The organism is Bacteroides sp. CAG:189, assembly GCF_000432295.1.
Classification (GTDB): Bacteria; Bacteroidota; Bacteroidia; order Bacteroidales; family Bacteroidaceae; genus Bacteroides; species Bacteroides salyersiae.
In genome coordinates this window covers 1-13011 of sequence record NZ_HF990966.1, presented here as the reverse complement: position 1 = coordinate 13011, position 13011 = coordinate 1, and the positions used below count along the sequence as shown (strand labels likewise).

The 13011-nt window shown below is 44.3% G+C and carries 7 protein-coding genes and 1 pseudogene; all 8 read left to right on the top strand.

From position 1 onward, the window contains the following. Nucleotides 1-31: 31 nt before the first annotated feature. Nucleotides 32-1042, top strand: a pseudogene (locus QVP90_RS00400) (alpha-L-rhamnosidase-related protein); the annotation flags it as partial. A 26-nt stretch (nucleotides 1043-1068) separates the two neighbouring features. After that, entirely contained in the window at nucleotides 1069-2001 is a 933-nt protein-coding gene (locus QVP90_RS00395; protein WP_021935378.1) for an aldo/keto reductase, read from the top strand. A 36-nt stretch (nucleotides 2002-2037) separates the two neighbouring features. Beyond that, on the top strand, nucleotides 2038-2964 hold the full coding sequence (locus QVP90_RS00390) for an amidohydrolase family protein (protein ID WP_005925506.1): 927 nt from the start codon (nucleotides 2038-2040) through the stop codon (nucleotides 2962-2964). A 47-nt stretch (nucleotides 2965-3011) separates the two neighbouring features. Further along, a complete protein-coding gene (locus QVP90_RS00385) occupies nucleotides 3012-4028 on the top strand; it encodes a zinc-binding alcohol dehydrogenase family protein (RefSeq protein WP_007478647.1) in 1017 nt (338 codons plus the stop codon). A gap of 250 nt (nucleotides 4029-4278) precedes the next feature. Continuing rightward, the gene (locus QVP90_RS00380; RefSeq protein ID WP_021935377.1) at nucleotides 4279-7488 is read left to right on the top strand and encodes a SusC/RagA family TonB-linked outer membrane protein; all 3210 of its coding nucleotides are present in this window, start codon (nucleotides 4279-4281) and stop codon (nucleotides 7486-7488) included. Nucleotides 7489-7500: 12 nt separating this feature from the next. Beyond that, the gene (locus QVP90_RS00375; protein ID WP_021935376.1) at nucleotides 7501-9516 is read left to right on the top strand and encodes a RagB/SusD family nutrient uptake outer membrane protein; all 2016 of its coding nucleotides are present in this window, start codon (nucleotides 7501-7503) and stop codon (nucleotides 9514-9516) included. A 21-nt stretch (nucleotides 9517-9537) separates the two neighbouring features. Continuing rightward, nucleotides 9538-11148, top strand: a complete 1611-nt coding sequence (locus tag QVP90_RS00370) for a DUF5123 domain-containing protein (RefSeq protein WP_005925496.1) — start codon at nucleotides 9538-9540, stop codon at nucleotides 11146-11148. 28 nt (nucleotides 11149-11176) lie between these two features. Continuing rightward, entirely contained in the window at nucleotides 11177-12757 is a 1581-nt protein-coding gene (locus QVP90_RS00365; RefSeq protein WP_021935375.1) for a hypothetical protein, read from the top strand. Nucleotides 12758-13011: the final 254 nt, after the last annotated feature.

Genomic DNA, 13011 nt, shown 5'->3' with positions numbered 1-13011 from the left:
GATTGCCATTGAGATTGCTTGCGGATTTTAGGATTATTATATGTATACCGGAGACAAAGCTTTTGTGGCTCAAATCTATCCGCGTATGCAGACGATGATGGAGTATGTGTTGGGACGTACCAATGAGAATGGTATGGTGGAAGGATTGGCTGGCGACTGGGTTTTTGTAGACTGGGCAGACGGGTATTTGGATAAGAAGGGGGAACTTTCGTTTGAACAGATACTTTTATGCAAAAGTCTGGAAACGATGGCACTTTGCGCACGTTTACTCGATCAGCAGGACGATCGGGACAGATATTCCGGCATGGCAACTTCCCTCCGTGCAAAACTGGAACCGTTCTTTTGGGATGACACTCGGAAAGCAATGGTACACAATCGTATCGATGGCATTCAAAGCAAATCCGTAACCCGGTATTCCAATATGTTTTCTGTTATTTTCGGGTATTCGGATGCCGGGAAGCAGGAAGACATTAAACAGAATGTATTGCTCAATGACTCTATATTGAAGATAACTACCCCTTACATGCGGTTTTATGAGTTGGAAGCCTTGTGCGCTTTGGGCGAACAGGAACTTGTAATGCAGGAGATCAAGGATTATTGGGGTGGAATGTTACGCGAGGGAGCCACCTCTTTTTGGGAGAAGTACAATCCGGAGGAGACCGGTACACAGCATCTTGCCATGTATGGACGTCCTTACGGAAAAAGCCTTTGTCATGCATGGGGAGCCAGTCCCATTTATCTGTTGGGAAAGTATTACTTAGGAGTTACTCCCGAGGAAGCAGGATACCGTGAGTTTCGTATCGCTCCCAACTTGGGAGGTCTGAAATGGATGGAAGGAAGTGTACCTACTCCGAACGGTGATATCTCGGTCTATATGGATACCAGTCACATCAAAGTGAAAGCCGGAGAAGGGAAGGGATATTTATACTTTACATCGCGAAAGACTCCTAAATCGAATATCGGAAAAGTCGAGAAGTTGGGCGGTAATCAATACCGTCTTCGGATCGATACGAAGGATGAAGTACGGGTAAGTTACCGTTGAAACCAAATTTTACAAACTGAATAGTGATGAAACAATATGAAATCGGAAAAACCGGAATGAAGGTATCAAACCTCAGCTTCGGAGCCTCATCCCTGGGCGGGGTATTTCACAATGTCCGTGAAGCAGAGGGGATAAAAGCTGTACACACGGCGGTCGATAATGGGATGAATTTTATTGACGTATCGCCCTATTACGGACATTATAAGGCGGAAATTGTATTAGGAAAGGCGCTGAAAGATATTCCGCGTGATAAATATTACTTGTCTACTAAAGTGGGACGTTACGGGAAGGATGGAGTAAATCTGTGGGATTATTCGGCGAAACGTGCGATAGAGAGCGTATACGAAAGTATGGAACGTCTTCATGTCGATTACATCGATTTGATAAATGTGCACGATGTGGAGTTTGCGGATATGAGACAGGTGGTCAATATTACTCTTCCGGCTTTGGTGGGGCTTCGTGAGAAAGGTGTTGTCGGTCATGTCGGTATTACGGATTTGCAGTTGGAGAATCTCAAGTGGGTGGTTGATTGTGTGCCCGAGGGCACGGTAGAAAGTGTGCTCAGTTTTTGCCATCATTGTCTGAACGATGACCGGCTGACCGAATTCCTGGATTATTTTGAGTCTAAACAGGTTGGTGTCATTAATGCTTCCCCTCTTTCGATGGGGTTGCTTTCCAAACGGGGAGTACCGGATTGGCATCCGGCCCCAAAACGTCTGGTCAAGGCTTGTCAGAAAGCGGTGGCGCATTGTGAAAGCAAAGGGTATCCCATTGAGAAACTGGCTATACAGTTTGCTGTTAGTAATCCGCGTATTGCGACCACTTTATTCAGTTCGGCCAACCCGGATAATGTTTTAAGGAATATCGCTTTTGCCGAAGAGCCCATTGATTGGGATTTAGTAAGGGAGGTTCAGGAAATTATTGGCAATCAGCGTTATGTGAGTTGGGCCAATTCGTAATCGGAAACTGAAACAGGAATAAGATAAACCTGCAATATGAATGATCTGAGAATTATAGATGCCCACTCTCATTTGTGGCTGAAACAAGACACGGTAGTGGACGGGATGCGTATACGTGCATTGGCTAATGGCCGTTCGGAGTTTATGGGAGAATTGCGGCAGATGCTTCCTCCTTTCATGATCGACGGGAAAAATACGGCAGAAGTCTTCTTGTCGAATATGGATTATGCACAGGTATCGGCTGCCGTAGTGACACAGGAATTTATTGACGGGTTTCAAAATGAGTATCTGCGTGAAGTTTCCGCTTTGTATCCCGATCGTTTTTTCGTTTGCGGGATGTGCGAGTTCCGTCGTCCCGGTTTCTATGAAGAAGCCCGGCAACTGATCGATTCCGGTTTTAGAGCAATTAAGATTCCTGCCCAACGCTTATTGACTCCGAAAGGGCGTGTTTATCTGAATACGGACGAGATGATGAAAATGTTTCATCTGATGGAGAGGAAAAACATCCTTCTTTCGATTGATCTGGCGGATGGAGCTTTACAGACGGAGGAACTTCGGGAGGTCATTGCCGAATGTCCCGATCTGAAAATAGCGATCGGACATTTTGGCATGGTGACCCGTAAAGATTGGAAAGAGCAGATCCGGCTGGCTTCTGCCCCGAATGTCCGGATTGAATCGGGAGGAATCACTTGGCTGTTCAATGATGAGTTCTATCCGTTCACCGGTGCCGTGAGAGCCATAAAAGAAGCTGCCGGTCTGGTGGGGATGGAAAAGTTGATGTGGGGATCGGATTATCCCCGTACGATTACTGCGATAACGTATCGCATGTCATACGATTTTATCTTGAAATCGGATTTGCTTACAGAGGAGGAGAAAGTTCTTTTCTTGGGGCGGAATGCTGAAGCTTTTTATGGTTTCAAGAATCTGAAAAAATTGCCTTATATAAAGAACATGTCGGAATGAGAAGCTTCGGATAAGTTAACATAGTAAGCATAAAATAGAAAAATAGAATGAAAGCAATACAAATCAGTGCGCCCGGAGAACTTGGAGTGGTGGACATAAATACACCGGTGCCGGGGGAGGATGAAGTTCTTCTTAAAATAAAGTATGTCGGTTTCTGTGGTTCCGACCTCAATACCTTTTTAGGGAAAAACCCGATGGTACGGTTACCGATCATTCCCGGACACGAAGTCGGGGCGGTGATCGAAGCGGTAGGCAAAAGTGTCCCGGCCGGTTTGGAGCCGGGTATGAGTGTGACGGTAAATCCTTATACCAATTGCGGTAAATGTGCATCTTGCCGGAATGGAAAGGTGAATGCTTGCCGGTATAACGAAACTTTTGGTGTACAACGTGACGGAACGATGTGCGAATATGTTGCTGTGCCTTGGACCAAAGTGATTCCTGCTATCGGCCTTTCACCCCGTGATTGTGCGTTGATCGAGCCGATGAGTGTCGGTTTCCATGCGGTATCGCGTGCACAGGTAACCGATAACGACACGGTAATGGTGATCGGATGCGGTATGATTGGTTTGGGGGCTGTGGTAAGAGCGGCTTTGCGGGGCGCTGATGTGATAGCTGTGGATGTAGATGACGAGAAACTGGCTTTGGCCGCCAGGCTTGGAGCGACTCACGGCATCAATTCGAAGACAGAAGATGTGCATGCCCGCTTGATGGAACTGACCGGAGGTTTCGGTCCGGATGTGGTAATCGAAGCGGTAGGTAGTCCGGTCACCTATGTGATGGCAGTCGATGAAGTTGCTTTTACGGGAAGGGTTGTCTGTATCGGTTATGCTAAAAACGAGGTGGCGTTTCAAACCAAATATTTTGTTCAGAAGGAATTGAATATTTGCGGATCGCGCAATGCTTTACCGGCCGACTTCCGTGGAGTAATCAACTTGTTGAAGAAAGGAAATTTCCCGACAGACCGATTGATCTCCAAAGTAGTGAAACCCGAACTTGCTTTGCAAGCCATGCAAGAGTGGATAGAAGCACCGGGTAAAATATTCCGCATTCTGGTAGAATTTTGAACAGGGACAAAATGTATATGGATAAATTGCTCATAAACAAAGCCTTGATTAGACTGTTTGCCATTATATAGGAATTATTGATCGGTATAATACGAGAGGGTGTAACATTTGTTATATCCTCTTTTTTATGCCTATAGGTCAAAAAAATGCCCTCTTTCTACTAAATATTCCTCCATCGCTTCTTGTAAATTACAGACCTTTGCGACATAATCAATTTAGTATTGTTAACATGAAACGAAAATCTTGTAAAATGAAGAACAGGCGTATTGCGTGGTTATTACTCATGCTTCTGACAATTCCACTGGGGTTGTTTGCGCAGAATATCACGGTGAAGGGAGTTGTGACCGACTCCGAAGGTGAACCGATTATCGGTGCTTCCGTAATAGAAAAAGGGAAAAGCGGGAACGGCACTATTACAAATCTGGATGGTAATTTCACTCTGAATGTTTCCGGTAAAAACAAGAAGTTGGTGATATCGTATATCGGTATGACAACTCAAGAGGTAGATGCCGCTACCGGAAAAGTAATCAAGGTAGTGCTTCATGATGATGCCCAGGCTTTGGATGAAGTCGTAGTGATCGGTTATGGTACGAGCAAACGGGGAGACCTGACCGGTTCCGTTGCTTCGGTAGGTGCAAAAACGCTGAAAGATATTCCCGTTACATCTGCCGCAAGTGCGATTACCGGACGCCTTGCCGGTGTAAATGTAGTTACTACCGAAGGTTCGCCGGATGCTACCATTAATATCCGTGTACGCGGTGGTGGTTCTATTACGCAGGATAACTCTCCGTTGTTTATCGTGGATGGCTTCCAAGTCGACAATATCGATGATATACCTCCCGGTGACATCGAATCGATCGATGTATTGAAAGATGCTTCTTCTACTGCCATCTATGGTGCGAAGGGTGCCAACGGTGTTATTCTTGTCACTACCAAAAGCGGAAAGGCGGGGAAAACGGAAATTAAATTCGGAGCCTCAGTCGGTTTGAGCAGTGTATATAATCTGTATGATGTACTTTCTCCTTATGAATATGTGTATTACCAACGCGAGCTCGATCCGAGCAATAAGAGCGGTGCTTTCTTTGGACGTTATGGAGTGTGGGAGGATATAGGAATTTATAAAGCGTCCGAGGGGACCGATTGGCAGGAAAAAATGTTCGGTAACACCGGTGTACAGCAAAAATATAACTTATCTATTTCCGGCGGTACGCAGGATTTGCAATATAGCTTGAGCTATACGCACGATGATGAAACTTATATTATGAATACTTCTCGCTTCAAACGCGATAATTTGAACCTGAAGATAAAGAAGAACATAAACAAGGCGTTGAAGTTCGATTTCAACATGAAACTGAGTAAAACCGTAATCGACGGTCCGAGTGTATCGGGAGGAAAGAAGTTGAGAGATACGGTGAAATACCCTCCTATCAGTACGCTCGATGGTTTGACTGAAGATGATTTGGGTAATAATGGTTATGAAGTGGAGAACATCAGCAGTCTGAATGATCCTTATTATAATATTGTAAACGAGTATAAGCAACAGAATAAATTCTCCAATATCTATAATGGAGGGTTTACGTGGAATATTGTCAAAGGACTGTCTTTACGTGCCGAAGGGATGTATGGATTTGAATTCGAAGATACCGATAATATCTGGCTGAACAATACCGGTGAGGCTGCCAGCAATGCCGGACAACCGGTGGCGCAACGTCAGAACTGGAAAGGAAACCGATGGGCTGTGCAAAGCCGCCTGAACTATGGGATTACTTTTGGTAAGAATAAATTCGATGCAATGGTCGGTTTGGAGTACAACCACCGTCAGAAGAATGAAACGAAGATGTACTCAAAATTCTATCCGATAGATTTTACTGCAGAGAACATCTTGGCGATGTGGAATTATGGATCGGCACAACCTACGTATACGACAATCGGCGAGCCGAGCCGTACGAATTCTTTCCTGGGACGTGTAAACTATTCGTTCGATGACCGCTACCTGTTCACATTCAATATGCGTGCTGATGGAACGAACGTCTTTGCTCCGGGTAAAAAATGGGGTGTATTCCCCGGTGGTTCTGCTGCATGGCGAATTTCGCAGGAGAAGTTTATGGAGAACACGCAGGATTGGCTCTCTAATTTGAAGCTGCGTCTGAGCTACGGTACCGTAGGTAATGCCCGCGTAAGTTCTTATTGGCGTCAGGATTATAGCTTTGAAAGTGCTTCCAAGAACTTATATTATCCGAATGAATCAGTGGAGAGTGCATTGAAACCCTCGAAGACATTACGTAATGAAAATCTGACATGGGAAACTAAATACTCGGCTAATGCCGGTTTGGATATCGGTTTGTTTAATAACCGGTTGAATGTGACGGTCGATATGTATAAGGATATCACGAAGGACTTGATTCTTCAGATTAATCTTCCTTCCAATTCCGGATACGATAATCAGTACCAGAACTTAGGGCAGACCACGAACCGGGGTATCGAATTGTCGTTGAACGGAACTATTGTCGATACGAAGGATTTGTATATAGCTGCCAACTTCAATATTGCTTTCAACAGAAACCGTGTCGATGCTTTGGATGGCAATTCTGTAATGATTCACTCTTCGGGTAGTAGTGCTGATATCGGAAAAGACGATTATCGTGTTTTTGTCGGACAGGAATTAGGACTGATTTACGGTTATGTGACAGACGGTATGTATTCGTTCGATGATTTCACATACAATCCGGAAACCAAGAAATGGGTGATTAATGAAGGAGTGCCCGATTGTTCGAGTGTCATTACCACCAGTGGCAGTTATTTTGGCCCCGGACACATCAAATTGAGAAAACTCGGAGGTGAAGGAACGCAAATTGACCCAGATGTGGATCGTACAGTTATCGGAAATGCACTTCCGAAGCATACCGGTGGTTTTGGATTGAATGTGCAATGGAAGGATTTCGATCTGGCGGCTATGTTCAACTGGTCATATGGTAACGATATTCTAAATGCGAATAAGATAGACTTTACGACTTATGCCGGTTCCAAACGTTATCAGAACGTAAGCTCTCTTATGAGTCTTGAGAACCGTTTTACAACGATTGATCCCGCCACCGGAAACAATATTTTTTATGGAGACAACGCTAACCCCGATTTATTGATGGAACTGAACCGTAATGCCAGAATCTGGAGTCCTATTATGGGACAAACCATCCTGACGGATTGGGCTGTTGAAGATGGTTCTTTCCTCCGTTTCAGTAACCTGACTATCGGTTATACATTGCCGAAGATATTTACCCGTAAGTTCGGTGTACAGAATCTGCGTGTCTATGCTACCGGAAACAACCTGTTCTGCTGGACTGCTTATAGCGGACAGGATCCCGAAGTCAGTACTTCGAAAAGTAACCTGAGTCCGGGTATCGATAATTCTGCTTATCCGAAAGCCCGTTCTTATGTGTTTGGTTTAAATGTAACATTCTAAAAACTATTAACGATGAAAAAACTTATATCTATATTATTGTACGGAGCATTGACCTTTACTTCGTGCAGCGATTTTCTCGATACGGATTCTCCTTCCAAGCAAAGCAGTGAGGTGGTTTTTGAAACGGAGTCTATGGCGAAAGCGGCTTTGATGGGTATATACTCTTCTTTGTGCGGTACGTATGCTTATGGACAGAAACTGTCGGTAAACTGGCAGGGAGTTTCGGACATCGAAACCAATCGTGGATTCTCCGACACCGGATATATTGATAAAACCGGTGACTCCGGAGCCGGAAACTTCTGGTGTAACTGGTATAACAAAACTACTCAATGGGGGGAATTGTTCAAACTGACCGAACTGGCCAGTACCGCGGTGGATGGTATCCGTAAATCTTCATTATTGGGTAGCTCGGATGTGATGAAACGGTATTTGGGGGAGGCATTAGTATTACGCTCTATGGGATATTTCGAATTGTTGCGTTGGTGGGGAGATGTCCCTTTCAAAGACGAACCGTCCAAATCCGACCTGTCTAATGTGTACATGAATAAGACGGACAAAGACATCGCCTATGCGGCCATTGTAAAAGATATGCAGGAAGCCATTGAGTATTTGCCATGGCTGGGCGAAGAATCCGAATACAATTGTGAACGGATAACGAAAGGGTTTGCCAAAGGTTTATTGGCACGTATTGCTCTTTTTGCCGGTGGTTGGTCTGTTCGTGACGGTAATCAGTTCTCGGATGCCAATGTGGAACATCATCCGGATATAGAAGAGATAAATGGGTATTACGTAGGCCGTCCTAAGAACTGGAGAGACTTTTATGAGATCGCCGAACAACAATGTGCCGAAATGATCGGTGATCCGGAAAATCCTCATGCTTTGGATCCTGACTTTGGCAATATCTGGAAAACTGTTTGCCATCTGGATTATAATAAGTTTAATGAGAATCTGTTTGAAGTAGGTTTTGGCTTAGGACAGAACGGGGATATCGGTTCTTTGATGGGATATTCGTTAGGGGCGAATACCCAATACGGAAGCCGTGGGTTCGGTGGCTCTTATGTAGCTACTACCGGTTACTATTTTTATTCGTTCGACAGAGAGGACCTGCGCCGTGATTATGGTGCTACGTGGTTCAGCTATACCTCAGAGAATAAAGAGAAGATGGGAAATGATATTCTGACAGTAATGCTGGGCAAATGGAACTTCTTCTGGACGAATGATACTTATAAATCCATGCATAAAACGGCAAATTCACGTATCTCTACCGGTATCAATTGGATTGTGATGCGTTATTCCGATGTGTTGCTGATGTTTGCCGAGGCTCGTAATGCATTGGTAGGTGCGGATGAAGTAAGCACGGTAGCAAAGATCTCTGCCCGTCAGGCTTTGGAGCAGGTACGCGAAAGAGCTTTTGGTGCCGGTTCTCCTAAGGTTAAAGAGTATGATCCCGATTTCTTTGAGGCGATTGTTAATGAACGTGCCTGGGAATTTGGTGGAGAAGCCATTCGTAAACAGGACTTGGTGCGTTGGGGATTGCTCGACAAGAAGATTGAAGATATGAAGCGCGCTCTTTGCTACATGATGGACGGCTCGAAGCCTGTGACCATTTTCGACAAAACTTATCAGCCTGCTGATATTCCTACAATGGTTTATTATAAGTTTAAAGATGACAACGAATTTATCGACATAAACTCGATTAATTTCTATGAAGAATTGCCGGCTAACCCGGATGAAACTGTATATCAGGAAGCAAAGTGGTGTTCCAAGAACTTTGAGAAACCCGAAAAGGGAGACAAGACACCACATGTGGACGGCCCGGTGAAGGTACTGTTAGCGGCTACCGGTCTGATGGCTGATTATGATTATTCCTCTTTGTTCGGCGAGTTACAGCATGGCTCTGAAATATCAAGTCGTTTTGTGCAATATGAAGTAGGAAACAAGACCTGTAATTATCGTCATGTATATGCAATCTATTATGAAGATATCTATGAGTCGAAAGGATATCTGTCAAATTCTTATGGTTATTAATCTTACTATTCTACAGAAGATATGAAGACAAAAATTATATATGCTTTTCTTTCCTGTATGTTGCTTCTGGCAGCTGCCTGCGAAGATGAAGTAAACAATTGGCCGGTGGACGGGAGCCAGGACGGTTTGTTCCGTTCGTTGACTTTCGAAGAGAAAAAAGTAATGCCTACCTCCATCGAGATTGGTTACACGAAAGTGGTGAACGCCACAGATTACATTTTTGAGTTCAGTGAAGACAGTATGTTGTTTCAGAACATAACCCGGACGGTTACTATCAAGGCGGATACTCTGACACCGTTTGCCGAATCGACTACTCAGATGAAAACCGAATATCGTACGATTTTTGAAGATCTGAAAGGAGTCACAAAGTATTCCGTACGTATGAAAGCTATCAGCAGTATCAGCGGACGTCAGTCCGGATATGTCAGTTTCTTCTTTCAGACTCCGGAAGAACAGATCTTTACGAAAGCTACCCCGGAAATAGATAATGTGACTCTGACCTGGACACCGGTGAAATCGCTCACTCATCTGGTTATCTCGGAAAGAGATGAAAACGATGGACTTTCTAATCCGAGAGAGATTCCGTTGACACAGGAGATGGTAGATGCATGTAGTATAGTGGTATCCGGTCTGGTCGGTGGTACGGGCTATATGGCTCAGGCTTTTGACGGAGAAGTGAAACGGGGAGAAATTAAATTCCGTACATCGGGTATGCAGAGCGGTGAAGTAATTCATGTTACCGAAGCAGATACGATTACCTATTTGTTGGATGACTGTGCCGCCCGTAAAGTGACGGATGTTTCATTGGTGTTTGAAGGTGGAGTGACGTATAATTCCGGTTCGGTGACCATACCGGGTGGCATTGAGAATCTGGTCTTTGTAGGGGTTGCCTCTGATGCCGGTGAACTGCCGGTATTGGAAATTCCGACTATTTCCTTGAAAGAAGTTATGAATGGCATCACTTTTGAAAACGTTCATTTGGACGGTCTGAACGACGGAAAGAATTATTTGTTCGGTATCGGTAATTCAAGCTGTTTCCGGTCTATCAGTTTTACGGGTTGTACGATTGCTCATTATAATCGTAGTATATTGCGTTTCAATACCGATAAACTCGAAATAGATGAGATTCTGTTCGATGATTGTATGATTACCGATATTGCACACGATGGTTATGGCATGATTGTCTTTGGAAAGGCACAGACCCGCGTGGGCTTGGTTTCGGTCACAAAATCTACTCTGACCGAGATGGGAAGTCTGATGCAGCTCAACGATGGAATTGAAAAGGTGGTGATGGATCAGTGTATTGTTTATAATAATACGTTTGCTACTAAAAACTATTATCGCATTGACAAGCAACCCGGTGCAATATCTGTTACCAATACGATCTTTGCCGGTTCGAACAACGGGCAGAAGTTTAATGCTACCTATAGCAATTATTCCACTTATTTCCTTTTCACGTCTTCTTATATGACTTCGGATATCATTATAGACCGTTATGGATTTACCGATATCACTCCGTATAGCGGAACGTCGGAAGATTTGTTTGTCGATCCTGCAAATGGTGATTTCCATTTGAAGTCGACGGCTAAGTTCCCCGGTAAGGAAACTGCCGGTGACCCGAGATGGTGGTAATAGTAATAATCAGTTTAAACGAACGAAAATGAATAAGACATTGATATTTAGTATTAGCGCAGCATTCCTCACATTAGTATGTGGGGGATGCACCGAGACCAATCAATTTTTTGACAGTCCCGTAAAACCGGGTACTTCTGTGGAAGAGCCGGAACCAGAACCCGAGCCATCGGGAGAACTTTGTGCTTTCCCCGGTGCCGAAGGTTTCGGAAGGAATACCACCGGTGGCCGTGGTGGAAAAGTATATCATGTGACTACTCTTGCAGATGGAACACAATCCGGAACTTTGCGGCATGCTGTTTCGCAAAGCGGAGCACGTACGATTGTTTTTGATGTGGCCGGTACCATCTTTCTGGATAGGGATCTTTCCATTTCCAACGGTGATTTGACGATTGCAGGACAGACAGCGCCAGGACAAGGTATCTGTATTGCCAAATATCCGGTCACGATTAAAGCGGACAACGTCATTCTTCGTTATCTTCGTTTCCGTGTAGGTAATGAATCCGGCGGAGAACCTGACGGATTGGGAGGAATGGAGAATAAAAACGTGATTGTGGACCATTGTTCCATCAGTTGGTCGGTGGATGAATGTTGTTCGGTATATGGTGGCGAGAATCTGACGATCCAGTGGTGCATTATTTCCGAAAGCCTTCGTACTGCCGGACATGGAAAAGGCAAACATGGATATGGTGGCAACTGGGGAGGTGCCGGCGCTTCTTATCATCACAATTTGATGGCTCATCATGAAAGTCGTGTCCCGCGCCTTGGCCCACGTCCGTTTACACAGGAACGCGAACATATGGATTTACGGAACAATGTATTCTATAATTGGGCCGGAAACGGATGTTACGGTGGTGAAGGCATGAAAGTGAATATCGTCAACAATTATTATAAACCGGGACCTGCCACTCCTAAGAATAAAGCAGTTCGCTATCGTATTGCCGGCATTGGCATCCGTACTACGGAATATATCGAGACTTTCCCGTCATTTGCTCCCATGCTGCATGTCTGGGGAAAGTTCTTCGTAGATGGAAATGTGGTGGAAGGAAGTGATGAAGTAACGAATGATAATTGGACAAAAGGTATCTACGAACAGATTGACAATAGTAAATGTGACGGTTTGTTTACTACTGTTACACGTGATACGATTCGTCTGGATGCTCCTTTGGAAACCGATGTCATTACTACTCATACCGCAGAGCAGGCTTTCAATCTGGTAGTGGCTTATGCAGGATGTTCAAAACAACGGGATATTATTGACGAGCGTATTGCTAAAGAGACTAAAGACGGTACGGCTACTTATATAGGTAGTGTTACCGAAGGTGCGGCTAATGCTCCCGGATTAATTGATTTGCCTTCGGATGTGATGCCCGCAGGGCAGGCAAGTCCATGGCCCGAGTTGAGTGATGGCGGTGTGGCGGCTGATGCTTTGAAAGATACGGACGGAGACGGTATGCCCGATGTATGGGAGACTGCCAACGGATTGAATCCGAATGATGCTTCCGATGGTATTACGACTACATTGAGTGAAGATGGATATACTAATTTGGAAGTTTATCTGAACAGTCTTGTCAGCGATATTACGGAAAATCAGAATAAAGCTATGTAATAGTAGTTAAGTAGTTAAGTAGTAAGTAACTGAGTGATTAAGTGTTTAAATAGTAAATAGTAAGTGGTTAAGTGATTAAGTGATGAGTCAGCTAAATAGAAATAGCTTATCTTATGTATTTCCCTTAACTACTTACTTTAAAAATCCTCCTATTCTGCTAATTATTCCCCTTTAAACGATTAGGGTTGCGTTAATATTGCAATCTGGTAGGTTTCTATATCTATATTGTTAAACCTAAAATCCGCAAGCAATCT

Bases quoted from the DNA above. Each gene is read 5' to 3' on its own strand.
- QVP90_RS00395 (WP_021935378.1), top strand. From the start codon at position 1,069: ATGAAACAATATGAAATCGGAAAAACCGGAATGAAGGTATCAAACCTC.
- QVP90_RS00390 (WP_005925506.1), top strand. From the start codon at position 2,038: ATGAATGATCTGAGAATTATAGATGCCCACTCTCATTTGTGGCTGAAA.
- QVP90_RS00365 (WP_021935375.1), top strand. From the start codon at position 11,177: ATGAATAAGACATTGATATTTAGTATTAGCGCAGCATTCCTCACATTA.
- QVP90_RS00385 (WP_007478647.1), top strand. From the start codon at position 3,012: ATGAAAGCAATACAAATCAGTGCGCCCGGAGAACTTGGAGTGGTGGAC.
- QVP90_RS00375 (WP_021935376.1), top strand. From the start codon at position 7,501: ATGAAAAAACTTATATCTATATTATTGTACGGAGCATTGACCTTTACT.
- QVP90_RS00380 (WP_021935377.1), top strand. From the start codon at position 4,279: ATGAAGAACAGGCGTATTGCGTGGTTATTACTCATGCTTCTGACAATT.
- QVP90_RS00370 (WP_005925496.1), top strand. From the start codon at position 9,538: ATGAAGACAAAAATTATATATGCTTTTCTTTCCTGTATGTTGCTTCTG.